General features: G+C 70.5%; 14 protein-coding genes and 1 tRNA gene. 7 read left to right on the plus strand and 8 right to left on the minus strand.

Annotated elements, in window-relative coordinates; translation table 11 throughout:
- Nucleotides 1–58 precede the first annotated feature (58 nt).
- The 5 genes from ACIGW4_RS27730 (at nucleotide 59) to ACIGW4_RS27750 (ending at nucleotide 6,054) form a co-directional block, all read left to right on the plus strand.
- Nucleotides 59–1,297 carry a branched-chain amino acid ABC transporter substrate-binding protein gene (locus ACIGW4_RS27730; protein ID WP_123451250.1) on the plus strand — a complete coding sequence of 413 codons (1,239 nt, stop codon included), beginning with the start codon at nucleotides 59–61 and terminating at the stop codon, nucleotides 1,295–1,297.
- 125 nt (nucleotides 1,298–1,422) lie between these two features.
- Nucleotides 1,423–2,355, plus strand: coding sequence for a branched-chain amino acid ABC transporter permease (locus ACIGW4_RS27735; RefSeq protein WP_123451252.1), 933 nt, complete (start codon nucleotides 1,423–1,425; stop codon nucleotides 2,353–2,355).
- Nucleotides 2,356–2,360: 5 nt separating this feature from the next.
- Nucleotides 2,361–4,235 carry a branched-chain amino acid ABC transporter permease gene (locus ACIGW4_RS27740; protein ID WP_399583424.1) on the plus strand — a complete coding sequence of 625 codons (1,875 nt, stop codon included), beginning with the start codon at nucleotides 2,361–2,363 and terminating at the stop codon, nucleotides 4,233–4,235.
- Nucleotides 4,236–4,240: 5 nt separating this feature from the next.
- Nucleotides 4,241–5,341 (plus strand): ABC transporter ATP-binding protein, encoded by a 1,101-nt coding sequence (locus ACIGW4_RS27745; protein WP_399583406.1) that lies wholly within the window; start codon nucleotides 4,241–4,243, stop codon nucleotides 5,339–5,341.
- Nucleotides 5,338–6,054 carry an ABC transporter ATP-binding protein gene (locus ACIGW4_RS27750; RefSeq protein WP_398711615.1) on the plus strand — a complete coding sequence of 239 codons (717 nt, stop codon included), beginning with the start codon at nucleotides 5,338–5,340 and terminating at the stop codon, nucleotides 6,052–6,054. Before ACIGW4_RS27745 ends, ACIGW4_RS27750 begins: the two co-directional genes overlap by 4 nt.
- A gap of 88 nt (nucleotides 6,055–6,142) precedes the next feature.
- Here ACIGW4_RS27750 and ACIGW4_RS27755 read toward each other — a convergent pair whose 3' ends face one another.
- Nucleotides 6,143–6,796: an ANTAR domain-containing response regulator gene (locus tag ACIGW4_RS27755; RefSeq protein ID WP_030692632.1), complete on the minus strand. Its 654-nt coding sequence runs from the start codon at nucleotides 6,794–6,796 to the stop codon at nucleotides 6,143–6,145.
- 115 nt (nucleotides 6,797–6,911) lie between these two features.
- Between ACIGW4_RS27755 and ACIGW4_RS27760 the strand changes: the two genes are divergently transcribed.
- Nucleotides 6,912–6,984, plus strand: a tRNA-Leu gene (locus tag ACIGW4_RS27760).
- Nucleotides 6,985–7,014: 30 nt separating this feature from the next.
- Here ACIGW4_RS27760 and allB read toward each other — a convergent pair.
- The 5 genes from allB to ACIGW4_RS27785 all read right to left on the minus strand — a co-directional run bounded on the left by allB (nucleotide 7,015) and on the right by ACIGW4_RS27785 (nucleotide 13,283).
- Nucleotides 7,015–8,352 carry an allantoinase AllB gene (gene allB, locus ACIGW4_RS27765; protein WP_399583409.1) on the minus strand — a complete coding sequence of 446 codons (1,338 nt, stop codon included), beginning with the start codon at nucleotides 8,350–8,352 and terminating at the stop codon, nucleotides 7,015–7,017.
- Between the two features lie 127 nt (nucleotides 8,353–8,479).
- Nucleotides 8,480–9,208: an aspartate/glutamate racemase family protein gene (locus tag ACIGW4_RS27770; protein WP_359589297.1), complete on the minus strand. Its 729-nt coding sequence runs from the start codon at nucleotides 9,206–9,208 to the stop codon at nucleotides 8,480–8,482.
- A gap of 35 nt (nucleotides 9,209–9,243) precedes the next feature.
- On the minus strand, nucleotides 9,244–10,734 hold the full coding sequence (locus ACIGW4_RS27775) for an NCS1 family nucleobase:cation symporter-1 (protein ID WP_399583413.1): 1,491 nt from the start codon (nucleotides 10,732–10,734) through the stop codon (nucleotides 9,244–9,246).
- Between the two features lie 300 nt (nucleotides 10,735–11,034).
- Nucleotides 11,035–12,462, minus strand: a complete 1,428-nt coding sequence (gene pyk, locus ACIGW4_RS27780; protein ID WP_359589295.1) for a pyruvate kinase — start codon at nucleotides 12,460–12,462, stop codon at nucleotides 11,035–11,037.
- 146 nt (nucleotides 12,463–12,608) lie between these two features.
- Nucleotides 12,609–13,283, minus strand: a complete 675-nt coding sequence (locus tag ACIGW4_RS27785; RefSeq protein WP_123451260.1) for an SIMPL domain-containing protein — start codon at nucleotides 13,281–13,283, stop codon at nucleotides 12,609–12,611.
- Nucleotides 13,284–13,408: 125 nt separating this feature from the next.
- Between ACIGW4_RS27785 and ACIGW4_RS27790 the strand changes: the two genes are divergently transcribed.
- A complete protein-coding gene (locus ACIGW4_RS27790) occupies nucleotides 13,409–15,208 on the plus strand; it encodes a bifunctional metallophosphatase/5'-nucleotidase (RefSeq protein ID WP_398712610.1) in 1,800 nt (599 codons plus the stop codon).
- 3 nt (nucleotides 15,209–15,211) lie between these two features.
- Here the strand turns inward: ACIGW4_RS27790 and ACIGW4_RS27795 are convergent, their stop codons facing one another.
- Entirely contained in the window at nucleotides 15,212–16,624 is a 1,413-nt protein-coding gene (locus ACIGW4_RS27795) for a lysine N(6)-hydroxylase/L-ornithine N(5)-oxygenase family protein (protein ID WP_123451264.1), read from the minus strand.
- Nucleotides 16,621–18,030 (minus strand): pyridoxal phosphate-dependent decarboxylase family protein, encoded by a 1,410-nt coding sequence (locus ACIGW4_RS27800; RefSeq protein WP_399583418.1) that lies wholly within the window; start codon nucleotides 18,028–18,030, stop codon nucleotides 16,621–16,623. The genes ACIGW4_RS27795 and ACIGW4_RS27800 overlap by 4 nt, the downstream gene beginning before the upstream one ends.
- Nucleotides 18,031–18,358 lie beyond the last annotated feature (328 nt).

Consider the following 18,358-nt stretch of genomic DNA (forward strand, 5'->3'; position numbering starts at 1 on the left):
ACACAGCTTCACGGCACCGCCTCAGCTTGAGGGGGCCGCGCCAGGGAAAGGATTCTTCGTGCGACACCGTTCTTTGCTCATCCTCACCAGCGTGCTCACCACGGGAGCGCTCACTCTCACCGCATGCGGTTCGCGTGACGACAAGGGCGGCAGCGACAACAACGCGGACGGTGGCGGCGTGACCGTCGTCATCGGCGTCGACGCGCCGCTGACCGGTTCCCTCTCCGCGCTCGGCCAGGGCATCAAGAACTCCGTGGACCTGGCGGTCCAGACCGCCAACAAGAACAAGGAAGTCCCCGGCGTCACGTTCAAGATCGAGGCGCTCGACGACCAGGCCGTCCCGGCCTCCGGCCAGGCCAACGCCACCAAGCTCGTCGGCAACAAGGACGTCCTCGGCGTCGTCGGCCCGCTGAACTCCGGCGTCTCCCAGCAGATGCAGGGCGTCTTCGCCTCCGCCAACCTGGCCCAGGTCTCCCCGGCCAACACCAACCCGGCGCTCAGCCAGGGCGACAACTGGGGCAAGGGCGAGTTCAAGCGCCCCTTCAAGACCTACTTCCGCACCGCCGCCACCGACGTGGTCCAGGGCAAGTTCGCCGCCCAGTACCTCTTCAAGGACGCCGGCAAGAAGAAGGTCTTCGTCGTCGACGACAAGCAGACCTACGGCGCCGGCCTCGCCGCGATCTTCTCCGACGAGTTCAAGCGCCTCGGCGGCACCGTCGTCGGCACCGACCACGTCACCGTGAAGGAGACCGACTTCTCCTCCACCGCCGACAAGGTCAAGTCCTCCGGCGCCGACTCCGTCTACTTCGGCGGTCAGTACCCCGAGGGCGGTCTGCTCTCCGACCAGATCAAGAAGACCGGCGCCAAGATCCCCGTCATGGGCGGCGACGGCATCTACGACCCGGCCTTCATCAGCGCCTCCGCCGAGGCCAACGACGGTGACCTCGCCACCTCGATCGGCTACCCCGTCGAGAAGCTCCCCACCGCCAAGAAGTTCATCGCGGACTACAACGCGGGCGGCTACAAGGACCCGTACGCGGCCTACGGCGGCTACTCCTACGACGCCGGCTGGGCGGTCATCCAGGCCGTCAAGGCCGTCGTCCAGGCCAACGGCGGCAAGCTGCCGTCCGACGCCCGCGCCAAGGTCACCGAGGCCCTGGGCAAGGTCTCCTTCGACGGCGTGACCGGCAAGGTCTCCTTCGACGAGTTCGGCGACACCACCAACAAGCAGCTCACGGTCTACAAGGTCGAGGGCGGCAAGTGGGTCGACGTCAAGAGCGACACCTTCAACCAGTGATCACCGGCGTCACCCGCATCACCGGCACCCGTAAGGGAGCCCGCTCCATCTGAACCAACCCGCGCGAGGGCGCAAACAGCGCCCTCGCGCGGAGTCTTATCCGACAAGCTCATCGGAGGCCTGCGGTGCACGAACTGCCGCAACAGCTGGCCAACGGCCTGGCCCTCGGTGCCCTCTATGGCCTCATCGCCATCGGGTACACCATGGTCTACGGCATCGTCCAGCTCATCAACTTCGCCCACGGCGAGATCTTCATGATCGGGGGCTTCGGCGCCCTCACCACCTACAGCGCTCTGCCGAGCGGCACGTCCCTGCTGGTGGCGATACCGCTCATGATCGTCGGTGGCGCGATAGCCTCCGTGGCCGTCGCCACCGCCGCCGAGCGGTTCGCCTACCGTCCGCTGCGCAACGCGCCCCGACTGGCCCCGCTCATCACGGCGATCGGTCTGTCCATCGCGCTCCAGCAGCTGGTGTGGCAGTTCTACCCGGACGCCAAGAAGGCCGTCAGCTTCCCCGAGTTCCAGGGCGAGGCCTTCAAGATCACCGAGAGCCTCTCGATCCAGCGCGCCGACGCCTTCGTGCTCGTCCTCGCCCCGCTGTGCATGCTCGCCCTCGGCCTCTTCGTCTCCAAGAGCCGCAGCGGCCGCGCCATGCAGGCCACCGCGCAGGACCCGGACACCGCCAAGCTGATGGGCATCAACACGGACCGCATCATCGTCATGGCCTTCGCCATCGGTGCCGCGTTCGCCGCCGTCGCCGCCGTCGCGTACGGCGTCGACAAGGGCCAGATCAACTTCGAGATGGGCTTCATCCTCGGCCTCAAGGCCTTCACCGCGGCCGTCCTCGGCGGCATCGGCAACATCTACGGCGCCATGGTCGGCGGCGTCGTCCTCGGCATCGCCGAGTCCCTCTCGATCGCCTACATCGAGGACATCCCCGGCATGCAGCAGCTCGGCGGCGGTGCCTGGTCCAACGTGTGGGCCTTCGTCCTCCTCATCCTCGTGCTCCTCGTACGGCCCCAGGGTCTGCTGGGCGAGCGCGTCGCGGACAGGGCGTGAGCACCATGACAACCACCAGCACGACCGAGACGACTCCGGTCATCCCGATGCCGGAAGGCGCCGCCCGCGCCCTCACCATCGCCGGCTCCGGCACCGCCATCGTGTCCGCCTTCCTCGCCTGGACCTGGACCAGCGCGTTCCCCGGTGACCTCACGGTCTACGGGTACCCGGCCGAACTCCAGGTGCTGACCATCGTCGGCGGGGCTCTTACGCTGCTCTTCGCGCTCGCGGGGTACGGAATCCGTGGTCTGCGGTGGCTCAACCCGGTGGGCAGCAACAACGTCACCTTCCTCGCGGCCCTGGCCGCGCTCGCCACCACCCTCTACACACTGGGCGCCATCGCGGTCGAACTGGGCGGTCTCGCGAACCTGGAGCCGGGCGGCTATGTCGCCGCGGCGGGCGTGATCATCGCCTTCGTCGGTGCACTCGGCCTGCCGCTCGACCGCAAGGTCGAGGCGGAGATGAGGAAGATCCGCTGGCCCTGGTTCCTCGTGATCATCACCGGCTTTGTCGTCTACCTGGCCTTCCGGTTCGCCGTCTGGCTCTACCAGACCATCCGGCTCGCCAAGCCCGAGCGCAAGGCCGCTCCCGCCAAGCAGCTGCCGTCCTGGGCCGAGATCCTGGTCATCGTCGCGGTCTTCGCCCTCGGCCTGTACGTCGTCACCTTCGGCATCGACACCGACGACAACGAGCCGCAGCTCTTCGTCGCGTACCTGATCCTGGTCGGTTTCTCCGCCACGGCGCTGGTCAGGTCCGGGCTCACCACCCGGCTCGCGCAGATCACCGCGCGGAACCGCCAGGTGACGGTCACGGCCGCCATCGTCATGGCGATCGCCTTCCCCTTCATCCAGCAGAGCGGCGACACGTACACGCTGATCGCGGTCAACATCCTGATCTTCGCGACCGTCGCCCTCGGCCTGAACATCGTCGTCGGTCTCGCCGGTCTGCTCGACCTCGGTTACGTCGCCTTCCTCGGCGTCGGCGCGTACACCGCGGCCCTCGTCTCCGGCGCCACCAGCTCCGCGTTCGGCGTCCAGTTCCCCTTCTGGGCGGCGGCTCTGACCGGCATGGCGGCCTCGCTGGTCTTCGGCGTCGTCATCGGCGCGCCGACCCTGCGACTGCGCGGCGACTACCTCGCCATCGTGACCCTCGGCTTCGGTGAGATCTTCCGCATCGCCATGGGCAACCTCGACGGCACCTCGGGCCCGCAGATCACCAACGGCCCGAACGGCATCCCGAACATCCCGCAGCTGGAGTTCTTCGGGTACAACTTCGGCGAGTCGCACACCGTCCTCGGCATCGAGCTCGGCGCCTACGCCAACTACTACCTGCTCATGATCCTCGTCATGGCGCTGGTCGTGGTCGTCTTCTCCCGCGCCGGCAACAGCCGCATCGGCCGCGCCTGGGTCGCCATCCGCGAGGACGAGACCGCCGCCACCGCGATGGGCATCAACGGCTTCCGGGTCAAGCTGGTCGCCTTCGCCCTCGGCGCGGCCCTGGCCGGCCTCGCGGGCACCGTGCAGGCGCACGTCAACACCACGGTGGTCCCGGAGAACTACGTCTTCGCCGGCCCCGTCCCGCCGAACTCCGCGTTCCTCCTCGCGGCCGTCATCCTCGGCGGCATGGGCACCATCACCGGCCCGATCGTCGGCTCCGCCCTCCTCTTCCTGATCCCGGCCAAGCTGTCCTTCCTCCAGGACTACCAGCTGCTCGGCTTCGGCATCGCCCTGATCCTGCTCATGCGCTTCCGTCCCGAGGGCCTCATCGCCAACAAGCGGGCGCAGCTGGAATTCCACGAGAACGACGACGACCAGCAGGTCGTGCCGGAGCAGCGCCAGTCCGAGGACGCGGGCGTCGGCACGGCGAAGGCAGGGGCGTGAAAGCCATGACGACCACCACCACGGAAACCGCCACCGGCACCGTCACGGCCGCACCGGTCCTGGAAGCCAGCGGCGTCACCATGCGCTTCGGCGGTCTGACCGCCGTGCGCGGGGTCGACCTGACCGTCCGCGAGGGCGAGATCGTCGGCCTGATCGGCCCGAACGGCGCCGGCAAGACCACCTTCTTCAACTGCCTGACCGGCCTGTACGTCCCGACCGAGGGTCAGGTCAGCTACAAGGGGACGGTCCTGCCGCCGAAGCCGCACCTGGTGACCCAGGCCGGCATCGCCCGTACCTTCCAGAACATCCGCCTCTTCTCCAACATGACGGTCCTGGAGAACGTCCTCGTCGGACGGCACACCCGGACCAAGGAGGGCCTGTGGTCGGCGCTGCTGCGCGGCCCCGGCTTCAAGAAGGCGGAGGCCGCCTCGCACGCACGGGCCATGGAACTCCTGGAGTTCGTGGGCCTGGCGAACAAGGCGTCGCACCTGGCGCGCAACCTGCCGTACGGCGAGCAGCGCAAGCTGGAGATCGCCCGCGCGCTCGCCAGCGACCCCGGCCTGCTGCTGCTCGACGAGCCGACGGCCGGCATGAACCAGAGCGAGACCCGCACCACCGAGGAGCTCGTCTTCGCGATCCGCGACCTCGGCATCGCGGTCCTGGTCATCGAGCACGACATGAAGTTCATCTTCAAGCTGTGCGACCGGGTGGCCGTCCTCGTCCAGGGCGAGAAGCTCGTCGAGGGCACGGCCGAGGTCGTCCAGGGCGACGAGCGGGTCGTGGCCGCGTACCTGGGCACGCCGTACGAGGACGCGCCCGGCGCGGAGGAGGCGGCCGAGGTCGAGGCCGCGGAGCAGGCGGCGGAGGAAGCCGCGGAGCAGGCCGCCGGGGCCGAGGCCTCCGAAGAGGCTGCCGAGACCGCGGAAGAGCCCGCCGACGAGGCACCCGAGGCGGAGACCGCCGACGCCGCCGAAGAGCCTGCCGCCGCCGACGAGGCCCCCGAAGCGGAAGCCGACGAAGCCGGCGGGGCTCCCTCCGCCGACACCCCCGCCGACGCGGCTCCCTCCGCCGACGCGGACAGCACCACCGAAGGAGACTCCAAGTGACCGCGCTTCTGGAGGTCGAGGACCTCAGGGTCGCCTACGGCAAGATCGAGGCCGTCAAGGGCATCTCCTTCTCCGTCGAGGCGGGCCAGGTCGTCGCCCTGATCGGCACCAACGGCGCCGGCAAGACCACGACCCTGCGGACCCTCTCCGGTCTGCTCAAGCCCACCTCGGGCAAGATCGTCTTCGACGGTCAGCTGCTCAACGGCATCCCGGCGCACAAGGTGGTCTCGCTGGGCCTCGCGCACTCCCCCGAGGGCCGGCACATCTTCCCCCGGCTCACCATCGAGGAGAACCTCCGGCTCGGCGCCTTCCTCCGCAAGGACAAGGACGGGATCGAAAAGGACATCCAGAAGTCCTACGACCTCTTCCCGATCCTGGGCGAGCGCCGCAAGCAGGCCGCGGGCACCCTCTCCGGCGGTGAGCAGCAGATGCTGGCAATGGGCAGGGCGCTGATGTCCCGGCCCAAGCTGCTGATGCTGGACGAGCCCTCGATGGGTCTCTCCCCGATCATGATGCAGAAGATCATGGAGACCATCGCGACGCTGAAGTCCGAGGGCATGACGATCCTGCTCATCGAACAGAACGCGCAGGCCGCGCTCTCCCTCGCGGACCACGGTTACGTCCTGGAGGTCGGCACGATGAAGCTGTCCGGCACCGGCCGGGACCTGCTCGTCAACGACGACGTCCGCAAGACGTACCTCGGCGAGGAGTAGCACCACCCGGCAGTACGACGAGAGGAGGCCCGCCCCGCATCGCGCGGGGCGGGCCTCCTCTCGTGTACGGGAACGCGTACGGGAAGGGCTACTGGCCCTTGGCCGCCTTCTTCTCCTCGGCGTCCTCGATGACGGCCTCGGCGACCTGCTGCATCGACATGCGGCGGTCCATCGAGGTCTTCTGGATCCAGCGGAACGCGGCCGGCTCCGTCAGGCCGTACTGGGTCTGCAGGATCGACTTGGCGCGGTCGACGAGCTTGCGGGTCTCCAGGCGCTGGGAGAGGTCGGCGACCTCCTGCTCCAGGGCGCGGAGCTCGGCGAAGCGGGAGACGGCCATCTCGATGGCCGGCACCACGTCGCTCTTGCTGAAGGGCTTCACCAGGTACGCCATGGCGCCGGCGTCCCGGGCCCGCTCGACGAGCTCGCGCTGCGAGAAGGCGGTGAGCATGAGGACCGGGGCGATGGACTCGCCGGCGATCTTCTCGGCGGCGGAGATGCCGTCGAGGACGGGCATCTTCACGTCGAGGATGACGAGGTCGGGGCGGTGCTCACGGGCGAGTTCGACGGCCGTGGCACCGTCCCCGGCCTCGCCGACGACCGTGTAGCCCTCTTCTTCCAGCATCTCTTTGAGGTCGAGGCGGATGAGGGCCTCGTCCTCGGCGATGACGACGCGGGTCGTCAGCGGCGGGACGTGCGACGCCTCGGCGTCGTCGGCGGGCTGGGGCGACTCGGGGGCGGTCACGCGGGCTCCTCGTTCGATGGCCTCGTTCCGAGGCGGATACAGCTCCCCATGAGCCTACCTACCTCCTGTAAGGTAGGGACACGGCGGGTGATCACCGACCTTCGTTTCGAAGGATGCCCCGGTAGCCCAGCGGAAGAGGCAGTGGTCTCAAACACCATACAGCGTGGGTTCGAATCCCACCCGGGGCACTTTACCTTTGATTCCTAGGGGTGAGACTCCTAGGTGTTCCGCTCCAGGAGCCGACCGAGGGGCTCGGTCAGGACACCCCCTTCATTGATCCTCTCCCCGTGCAGCCAGGTGGACTTCACGACGCCGTGGAGGGTCTTGCCCGCGTAGGCGGTGATCCGGTTGCGGTGCTGGAGCTCGGCCGGGTCGACGGTGAAGACGGCGTCGGGGTCCAGGACGGCGAAGTCGGCGTCCCGGCCGGCCTCGATGGCACCCTTGCGCTCCAGCCCCGCCAGCCGGGCCGGGCCCGCCGACATCCAGCGCACCACGTCCTCCAGGGTGTGACCGCGGCGGCGGGCCTCGGTCCAGATCGCCGGCAGGCCCAGCTGCAGCGAGGAGATCCCGCCCCAGGCCGAGGCGAAGTCCGGCGTCTTCAGATCCGCGGTGGACGGCGAGTGGTCGGAGACGATGCAGTCGATCACCCCGTCCGCCAGCCCCTGCCACAGCGCGTCCTGGTTGGCGGCCTCACGGATGGGCGGGCAGCACTTGAACTCCGTCGCCCCGTCCGGGATCTCCTCCGCGGTCAGGGTCAGGAAGTGCGGACAGGACTCGACGGTGACCTTCACGCCCTCGGCCCTGGCCGCGGCGAGGGCCGCCAGCGCGTCCGAGGACGACAGGTGCAGCACGTGGACCCGGGCGTCGAGCCGGCGGGCCTGGTTGATCAGGTTCTCGATCGCGGTGTTCTCCGCGTCCCGGGGCCGGGAGGCGAGGAAGTCGGCATACGCGCCGCCCGACCGCTGCGGCGCGGCGGCCAGGTGGTGCGGGTCCTCGGCGTGCACGATCATCAGGCCGCCGAAGCCGGAGATCTCCGCCAGCGAGGTGGCCAGCTGCTCCTGGTCGAGCTCGGGGAACTCCTCGACGCCGGAGGGCGACAGAAAGCACTTGAAGCCGAAGACGCCGGCGTCGTGCAGCGGCCGCAGGTCCTTGACGTTGTCGGGCAGGGCGCCGCCCCAGAAGCCGACGTCGATGTGAGCCTTGGCCCGGGCGACCTCCTGCTTGATCCGCAGGTTCTCCACGGTGGTGGTCGGGGGCAGCGAGTTGAGCGGCATGTCCAGCAGGGTGGTGATGCCGCCGGCCGCGGCCGCGCGGGTGGCGGTCCAAAAGCCCTCCCACTCGGTGCGGCCCGGGTCGTTGACGTGGACGTGGGTGTCGACCAGCCCGGGAAGGACGACGTCGTCGCCGACGTCCTCCAGCCGGGCGCCGGCGGGCACCTCGGCCTCGTACGGCAGCACGGCCGCGATCGTCCCTCCGGAGACGGCGATCGACGCCGGGCGCGTCCCCTCGGGGGTGATGACGCGTGTCGAGCGGATGACGAGCTGGATCTCGGACAAGGGGGTTCTCCTCTCCTGGAAACTCCTGGGATTCCTGGAAACTCCTGGGACTCCCGGAACTCCTGAAATTCCTCGAAACGGGCAGGAGGTCCGGGCCCCGAGGCCCGGACCTCCGCATGACGTGAGCTCAGACGGCGTACTCCGGCGGCCAGTTGAGGATCGCCTTCGGTCGCGGCGGCGCGTAGGTGCGCACCTTGGAGGTGGACAGGCCGAGCCGTACGAGGGACTCGGCGATCGTCACGGCGGCGCCGACGCCGTCCACGACGGGGACGCCGGTGCGCTCGACCACGCGCTCGGCGAGACCCGCCATGCCGCCGCAGCCCAGGCAGATCACCTCGGCCCGGTCGTCCTCGACCGCGCGGACGGCCTGCTCCACGATCGCCTCGACGGTGGTCTCCTCGTCCTCCTCCAGGGCGAGGACCGGCAGCCCGCTGGCCCGTACGGAGGCGCAGCGGGCGCTCAGGCCGGCGACGTGCAGCCGCTCCTCGATCAGCGGGACCGTACGGTCGAGGGTGGTGACGACGGAGTAGCTGCGGCCGAGGTACATGGCGGTGCTCGCGGCGGCCTCGGTGATGTCGACGACCGGGACGTCGAGGAGTTCCTGGAGGCCCTCGCGGCCGTGCTCGCCGTACCCGGCCTGGATCACGGCGTCGAACGGCTCGGGGTAGGCGCGGACGGCCTCCATCACCGCGAGGGCGGCGAGATAGCTCTCGTAGTTGCCCTCGACGGACTCCGCGCCGAAGGCGGGGGTGAGCGGGACGATCTCGGTGCCGGGCGAGGCGACGGCGGCCGCCTGTGCGCCGATGGCGTCGGTGATCGACGGGGTGGTGTTGACGTTGACGACGAGGATGCGCATGGGACGGCTTTCGGTGTGACGGGCGGGGGGCCGGTTCATTCGGCGGCGACGGCGATGGCCTCGCCGTCCACGTCCCGGACGGGGGCGGTGCGGTCCGCGATCAGCGCGTACACCGCGGCGCCGAGGACGGCGCCGACGAACCAGGAGAATCCGGCGACGGGGTGGAAGAGGGGCACCAGGGCGACGGTGACGGCGATCGCGGCGCCGGGCACGAAGGCGGCGACGGCCCTCGGGTTGAAGCCGCGGCTGTAGTGGTATTCGCCCCGCGGGTCCTCGCTGTAGAGGTCGGGGACGTTGACCTTGGACTTCCGCAGCAGCCAGTAGTCGGCCATGATCACGCCGAACAGCGGGCCGAGGAGGGCGCCGAGTCCGCCGAGGAAGTAGTTGACGACGACCGGGCTGTCGTAGAGGTTCCAGGGCAGGATGACCAGGCCGGCCACCGCGCTCACCACGCCGGCCCTCCGGAAGTTCAGCCGGCGCGGGAAGAGGTCGATGAGGGCGTAGATCGGCGCCACGAAGTTGGCCAGCAGGTTCACCGCGACCGTGAGGGCGATGAGGGCGAGCGAGGCGATCGCCAGGAGCGCCGTGTTCGGGATGGTCCGGACGATGTCGGTGGGGCTGGTGATGATCCGGCCGTCGAGCTTGAACCGGGCGCCGCTGAGGACGACCACGATGACGGCGAAGAACAGCATGTTCACCGGGATGCCGATGACGTTGCCGCGGACGATCGAGGCGCGGCTCCTGGCGGACCGGGTGAAGTCGCAGAAGTTCAGCACGAAGGTGCCGTAGATGACGACCCACAGGGCGGCGGCCTGGAGGACCTGGAGCCACATCTCGCCGCCGACGAGCGGGGCGTCGACGGAGAGGGAGATCGAGCCGCCGGCCCGGACGAACATCCAGACCGCCAGGGCGCACATGGTGATGAGGGTGGTCGGCGCGGCGAAGGCCATGTAGCGCCGGATCATCTGCATGCCGTAGCTGACGATGACGAGTTGGACGGCCCAGAGGCCGAGGAAGGTGATCCAGCCGAGGGCCGACTGGCCGAGGAAGGAGTTCTCGTCCAGGGGGCGCAGCCCGGGGAACAGGGCGGTCAGCAGGGCGCCGAGGACGGTGGAGGCCAGGTAGGTCTGGATGCCGAACCAGGCGATGGCGACGGTGCCGCGGACGGCGGCAGGGATCTTCGCACCCCTGATGCCGAAGGCGATGCGGCTCATGACCGGGAAGGGGACGCCGGTCTTGTGGCCCATGAAGCCGGAGAGGGTGAGCAGCAGGAAGAGGAGGACCGAGGCGAGGAGGAAGGCCGCCAGGATGCCCCACACGTTGAGGCCGAGGGCGAAGAGGCCGATGGCGAAGGCGTAGTTGCCGAGGCTGTGCACGTCGTTGGCCCAGAGGGTGAAGACGTTGTACGCGCCCCAGCGGCGCCCCTCCTTCTTGGTGGGGGCCAGGTCGTAGGCGTACAGGACGGAACTGGTGGTTCCGTCGGTCGTCGGGGTCTCGGGCGGCCGGGTGGCGTCCAGGGCGGTCATCAGGGGCCCTCACGTGTGCGCTGGGGTCGCGGAGGGACCGGGGGCGCCGCGGTGGGTGCGGCGCGCAGGGAAGAAAGGCCCTCTGCGACCGGTGGAGGTGGGCACGGGGTTCGGACGTTTCCACAAGGTGGAAGCCGTTTTCCGCTCGACCGAACGTAGGTTTCGCCGAGAGAGCCCGTCAAGGGCTACGGAGCCGTAAGTTCCGTCTGGGATTCCAATCTGCTCGAAAACGCAAGAACCCGCCACCGAATGCTGGTGGCGGGCTTCTTTTTGGTATACCGTCGCGCGCGGTCCTGCGTACTAGGAGAGCGGGTCCCCGATGTGGTGCACCCGCACCAGGTTCGTGGAGCCCGCGACGCCCGGCGGGGAGCCGGCCGTGATGACCACGATGTCGCCCGGTCGGCAGCGGCCGATCCGCAGCAGCTCCTCGTCGACCTGGGCCACCATCGCGTCCGTGGAGTCCACGGACGGGCCGAGGAAGGTCTCCACGCCCCAGGTGAGGTTGAGCTGAGAGCGGGTCGCCGGGTCCGGGGTGAAGGCCAGCAGCGGGATCGGCGAGCGGTAGCGGGAGAGCCGCCTGACCGTGTCGCCGGACTGGGTGAAGGCCACGAGGAACCTGGCGCCCAGGAAGTCGCCCATCTCGGCGGCCGCGCGGGCCACCGCACCGCCCTGGGTGCGGGGCTTGTTCCGCTCGGTCAGCGGGGGCAGGCCCTTGGCGAGGACGTCCTCCTCCGCGGCCTCCACGATGCGGCTCATGGTGCGGACCGTCTCGATCGGGTAGCGGCCGACGCTGGTCTCGCCGGAGAGCATCACGGCGTCGGTGCCGTCGATGACCGCGTTCGCCACGTCGCTCGCCTCGGCGCGCGTGGGGCGGGAGTTGTCGATCATCGAGTCGAGCATCTGGGTGGCGACGATGACCGGCTTGGCGTTGCGTTTGGCCAGCTTCACCGCGCGCTTCTGGACGATCGGCACCTGCTCCAGCGGCATCTCGACGCCCAGGTCGCCGCGGGCGACCATGATGCCGTCGAAGGCGGCGACGATCTCCTCGATGTTCTCGACGGCCTGCGGCTTCTCGATCTTGGCGATGACGGGGAGCCGGCGGCCCTCCTCGTCCATGATCCGGTGGACGTCCTCGATGTCCCGGGCGTTGCGGACGAAGGAGAGGGCGATGACGTCGGCACCGGTGCGCAGCGCCCAGCGCAGGTCCTCGATGTCCTTCTCGGAGAGGGCCGGGACCGAGACGGCGACGCCGGGCAGGTTGAGGCCCTTGTGGTCGGAGACCATGCCGCCCTCGATCACGCGGGTGTGCACGCGGGGGCCGTCGACGGAGGTGACCTCCAGGGTGACGCGGCCGTCGTCGACGAGGATGCGCTCGCCCGCGGTCACGTCCCCGGCGAGGCCGGCGTAGGTCGTGCCGCAGTGGTGGCGGTCGCCCTCCACCGGATCGACGGTGATGGTGAACTCGTCGCCGCGTTCAAGGAGTACGGGACCCTCGCGGAAGCGGCCGAGACGGATCTTCGGGCCTTGAAGGTCGGCGAGGACGCCGACGCTGCGACCGGTCTCGTCCGCGGCCTCACGAACGTGCTGGTAGCGCTTCTCGTGATCGGCGTAGCTGCCGTGGCTGAGGTTGAAGCGGGCCACGTCCATTCCGGCCTCGACCAACGCCTTGATCTGGTCGTATGTTTCGGTGGCGGGCCCAAGGGTACAAACGATTTTCGCTCGGCGCATGAGTCGAGACTAGGGCTTACCAGCGGGTAGCGAAGGCGCCCGGCATGACGACTCAACAACCTTTCCATGAAAGGTTGTTGACAAGTCTTGAATCTGTGCGGCGGCTTGCTCCGATGAGCGGGTTACGGACCGAAAAGCCGTTCGTCTCAGAGTGCGGGCGGCTCCATGGTGAACCGTGCCGCGACCTCCGCGGTGACCGTCTGCCGCTGGGGTTCGAGCTCCAGCGGAGCAGGCGCCTCCACCGCCTCGGCGGCGAAGGCCATGCGCATCCCGCCGGCCGGAGCCGGCATGCCCGGGGCGAGTCCGGTGTCGGAGAGTTCGAGGAGCGCCACCAGGGAGCTGCCGAGCGCCTCCGCGTACTCGCGCGCCCGGCGCACCGCGTCCCGCACGGCCCGCCGGCGCGCCTCCGCGTGCGCCGGGGAGTCCGGACGCAGCGCCCACCAGGGGCCGTCCACCCGGGTCCACTCCAGGTCGGCGAGGTGCGTGACGAGCTCACCGAGGGCGGTGAAATCGGTCAGCTCGGCCGACAGGTGCACCCAGCCCTGGTAGCCGCGCACCCGCTCGCCGCGGCCGTGCCGGGCCGGCTCGGGACTGACGGACAGGGCGCCCGTCTCCAGCGCGGCGACGGCCTCGCCGTACGACCTGAGGAGGGCGACCGCCTCGGCGTTACGGCCCGTCAGGGCGGCGAGCACCGAGGCCCGGTCGGTGCCCCCGGCCCGTACCGTCACGCCGATCCGCGCCAGCTCCGGCTCCACCTCCAGGCGGCCCTCGCCGCGGACCGTCACCTGGGGCGCCTCGGGGGTGGGATGCGGCTGTGTCATACCGAACACTTTCCCACTCCGTAACCCGAAAGGGCTGTTGCGACAGTGCGGTCTGAGCCAGAATCTACGCGCGTTGTGCGCCGTGGCCGGCGCACGCGTCGACAGAACCACAAGGGGAGAAACACATGCCGCTGAACCGCAGGACGTTCCTGGAGCGCTCGGCCGCCGCCGGGGCCGGAGTGGCCGTCGCCGGAGCCGTCGCCGTTCCCGCCGAGGCCGCCGGCCCCGGCCGCCCGCGTCCGCAGAAGCGGTACTCCTTCACCGTGATGGGCACCACCGACCTGCACGGCAACGTCTTCAACTGGGACTACTTCACGGACAAGGAGTTCGACGACAAGGCGCACAACGACGTCGGCCTCGCCAAGATCTCCACCCTGGTGAACCAGGTCCGCGCCGCGAAGGGCCGCCGCAACACCCTCCTCATCGACGCCGGCGACACCATCCAGGGCACCCAGCTCTCGTACTACTACGCCAAGGTCGACCCGATCACCCAGACCGGCGGCCCGGTCCACCCGATGGCCCAGGCCATGAACGCCATCGGCTACGACGCCGCCGCGCTCGGCAACCACGAGTTCAACTACGGCATCCCGGTGCTGCGGAAGTTCGAGGAGCAGTGCGACTTCCCGCTGCTCGGCGCCAACGCGCTCGACGCCAAGTCCCTGCGCCCGGCCTTCGCCCCGTACAGCATGCACTGCCTGCGCACCCCGCACGGCAAGGACGTCAAGGTCGCGGTGCTCGGCCTGACCAACCCGGGCATCGCCATCTGGGACAAGGCCAACGTCACCGGCAAGATGGTCTTCCCCGGCCTGGAGGAGCAGGCCGCGAAGTGGGTGCCGAAGCTGCGCTCCATGGGCGCCGACGTGGTGATCGTCTCCGCCCACTCCGGTTCCTCCGGCACCTCCTCGTACGGCGACCAGCTCCCGTACATCGAGAACGCCGCCGCGCTCGTCGCCGAGCAGGTCCCCGGCATCGACGCGATCCTCGTGGGCCACGCCCACACCGAGATCCCCGAGTACAAGGTCGCGAACAAGGAGACCGGCAAGGACGTCGTCCTGTCCGAGCCCCTGAAGTGGGGCCAGCGCCTCACCCTCTTCGACTTCGACCTGGTGTGGGAGAAGGGCCGCTGGGTCGTCGAGAAGGTCGGCGCGCAGGTCCTCAACTCCAACACGGTCGCCGAGGACCCGGAGATCACCGGACTGCTCGCCGACGAGCACAAGAAGGTCGTCGCGTACGTCAACCAGGTCATCGGCACCTCCACAGCGGCCATGACGACGGCCGACGCCCCCTGGAAGGACGAGCCGATCATCGACCTGATCAACGTCGTCCAGGCCGAGACGGTGAAGGCGGCCCTCGCGGGCGGCGCGTACGCCGGTCTGCCCGTGCTCTCGCAGGCCTCCTGCTTCTCGCGCACGGCCCGGATCCCCGCCGGCGAGATCAGCATCAAGGACGCCGCCGGCCTCTACCCCTTCGAGAACACCCTGGAGGCCCGTCTGCTGACCGGCGCCCAGCTGAAGGACTACCTGGAGTACTCGGCGAAGTACTACGTCCAGACCCCGGCGGGCGCGCCCGTCGACACCGCGAAGCTCACCAACGCGGACAGCACCCCGGACTACAACTACGACGCCGTGTCGGGTCTGACGTACGACATCGACATCGCGAAGCCGGTCGGACAGCGGATCGTCGACCTGGCCTTCGAGGGCAGGCCGCTCGACCCGGCGGCGAAGTTCGTCCTCGCGGTCAACAACTACCGCGCCAGCGGCGGCGGCGCGTTCCCGCACGTCGCCAAGGCCGAGCAGCTGTGGGCCAACTCGGAGGAGATCCGCAACACCATCATCCAGTGGGTGAAGGCGAAGGGCACGGTCGACCCGGGCCGCTTCGCGTCGGTGGACTGGAAGCTGACCCGGGACGGCGTGCCGGTCTTCTAGCTCCTACTGCTGGACGAGAGGCGTCAGCTTCCGGCCCTGGGCCGGGATGCCCGGCGCCTCTCGCGCGTCCAGGCCGAAGCTGGTGAAGGCGGTGCGGCGCGGCAGCGGGTACGGCTCCTTGCCGGTGACCGAGTTGAGGATGGTCGCGCTGCGCCAGGCCGCCAGGCCCAGGTCGGGGGCGCCGACGCCATGGGTGTGGCGCTCGGCGTTCTGGACGTACACGGAGCCCGTGACGGAGGGGTCGAGGACCAGGCGGTACCGCTCGTCGACCCGGGGGCGCCCGGCGGAGTCGTGGCGCAGATACGGGTCGAGTCCGGTGAGCATCCGGTCCACCGGGCGCTCCCGGTAGCCGGTCGCGAGGACGACGGCGTCGGTGGTGAGCCGGGAACGGGTGGCCTGCTGGACGTGTTCGAGGTGCAGTTCGACCTGCGTGGTGGCGACCCGCCCCGCCGTGCGGACCCGGACGCCGGGGGTGAGGACGGCGTCGGGCCAGCCGCCGTGCAGGGTGCGGCGGTAGAGCTCGTCGTGGATGGCGGCGATGGTGTCCGCGTCGATGCCCTTGTGCAACTGCCACTGGCGGGGCACGAGTTCGTCGCGCACCGGCTCGGGCAGGGCGTGGAAGTAGCGGGTGTAGTCGGGGGTGAAGTGCTCCAGGCCGAGCTTGGAGTACTCCATGGGGGCGAAGGCTTCGGTCCGGGCCAGCCAGTGGATCCGCTCGGCCCCGGCGGGGCGGGCGCGGAGCAGGTCGAGGAAGACCTCGGCGCCGGACTGGCCGGAGCCGATGACGGTGACGTGGCCGGCGCGCAGCAGCGACTCGCGGTGGGTCAGGTAGTCGGCGGAGTGGATCACCGGGACGCCGGGGGCGTCGGCGAGCGGCCGGAGCGGCTCGGGGACGTACGGCTCGGTGCCGACGCCCAGGACGACGTTCCGGGTGTAGGCGCGGCCCAGGGCCTCGGCCTCGCCCTCCGGGTCGACCTGCGTGAAGTCGACCTCGAACAGCCGCCGCTCGGGGTTCCAGCGGACCGAGTCGACCTGGTGGCCGAAGCGGAGCCCGGGGAGCCGCTCGCTGACCCAGCGGCAGTAGGCGTCGTACTCGGCGCGCTGGATGTGGAACTTCTCGGCGAAGTAGAAGGGGAAGAGGCGCTCGCGGCTCTTCAGGTAGTTGAGGAAGGTCCAGGGGCTGGCGGGGTCGGCGAGGGTCACCAGGTCGGCCAGGAAGGGGACCTGGAGGGTGGCGCCGTCGAGGAGCAGCCCGGGGTGCCAGTGGAAGGCCGGCCGCTGCTCGTAGAAGGTGGCGGCGAGACCGCCGGGGACGCCGTGCGCGAGGGCGGCCAGCGAGAGGTTGAAGGGACCGATGCCGACGCCCACCAGGTCGTGGGGCTGATCGAGGTCCTGCTGGGGGGTGTCGCCGGTCATCGGTGCGTGCCGCCTTCCACGAGGGTGAGGATCCGGTCCAGGTCGCCGGGGGTGGCATGGGGGTTGAGCAGGGTGGCCTTGAGCCAGAGGCGGCCGTCGGCCTCCGCCCGGCCGAGGACGGCCCGGCCCTCGGTGAGGAGGGCGCGGCGGATCGCGGCGACGGTCGTGTCGTCGGCGCCGGTGGGCCGGAAGAGGACGGTGGTGAGCACGGGCCGTTCCCTGAGGTCGAGGCCGGGGGCCTTCTCCACCCGGTCGGCGAGGTCCTGGGCGAGCTCCATGCACCGGTCGACGAGCGCGCCGAGGCCGGTGCGGCCCAGCGCGCGGAGGGTGACGGCGGTCTTGAGGACGTCGGGGCGGCGGGTGGTGCGCAGGGAGCGGCCGAGCAGGTCGGGGAGGCCGGCCTCGGTGTCGTCGTCGGCGTTGAGGTAGTCGGCGGTGTGACCGAGGACGGCCAGGTCGGCGGCGTCGCGTACGGCGAGGAGTCCCGCGGCGGCCGGCTGCCAGCCGAGTTTGTGCAGGTCGACGGTGACGGTACGGGCCCGGTCGAGGCCGTCGAGGAGCCGGCGGTGGACGCTGCTGAAGAGGACGGGACCGCCGTACGCGGCGTCGACGTGGAGCTCGGCGCGGGCGCCGGCGCACACCTCGGCGATCTCCGGGAGCGGGTCGATCAGGCCCCCGTCGGTGGTGCCGGCGGTGGCGGCGACGAGGACGGGCCCGCCGTCCGTGCGGGCCGGGGCTCCGTGAAGGGTTTCGCGGAGGGTTTCGCGGAGGGTTTCGCGGAGGGCTTCCGGGTCGATCGTGCCGCTCGGCGTGGGCACGACGACCGGCTCCGGCAGGCCGAGGAGCCAGGCGGCGCGGCGGAAGGAGTGGTGGGCGTTGGCCCCGACGACGGTCGTCACCCTGCCGTGCCGCTCCCGGGCCAGGAGCAGGGCGAGCTGGTTGGACTCGGTGCCGCCGGTGGTGACGAGCGCGTCGGGGTGCGGTGCGGCCGGGAAGACCTCGGCGGCCAGCGCCGCCGTGACCTCGGCCTCCAGGGCGGAGGCCGCGGGCGCCTGGTCCCAGGAGTCCATCGACGGGTTCAGCGCGGAGGCGGCCAGGTCGGCGGCCGCGGCGAGCGCGAGGGGCGGGGTGTGGAGATGGGCGGCGCAGAGGGGGTCGGCGGGGTCGGCGGCGCCCTCCGCCAGGACCCGGACGAGGGTGCGGAGGGCCTCCTGGGAGCCCCGCCCCGTCTCCGGGAACGGCTCCCCCAGCACCTCGCGCACCCGCCGGGCCACGGCCTCCGGACCGCCCGCCGGAAGCGGGCCGCCCCTGGCCCGTGCTCCTTCCCGCAGGGCGTCGAGGGCCGTGCCCAGGAGGCGGCTCAGGGCGGTGGTGTCGGCGGCGGGGGGCGGGTGTGCGGCACGCATGGACGACAGGGTGCCGGGGGTTGTCGGGGTTTGTCCGGGGAGCCGGGGGGCTGTGACCCGAACGAGCGACGCGGGGCTGGGCGGCGCCCTTGCGTCATGGGGGCCGGGCCATGGCTGGACGGCGCCGCACGGGGGCTCTGCCGCGGCTGGGCGGCGCCCTTCCGCCACCTCCCACGCGGGCCCGCGCCTGGCTGGGGCGGTGCCCCCGTGCCTGCCGGACCGGTTCCCACCCGCCGTGTGGGCAATCGTCCCGCTGGGGCGGGACGGGTGGGCACACGGGACGGCGCCCATCAGCGGCGCCTCCGCGTTCCGCGCCTGAACCCGCACC

This window comes from Streptomyces sp. NPDC053513 (genome assembly GCF_044544765.1).
Taxonomy (GTDB): domain Bacteria; phylum Actinomycetota; class Actinomycetes; order Streptomycetales; family Streptomycetaceae; genus Streptomyces; species Streptomyces litmocidini.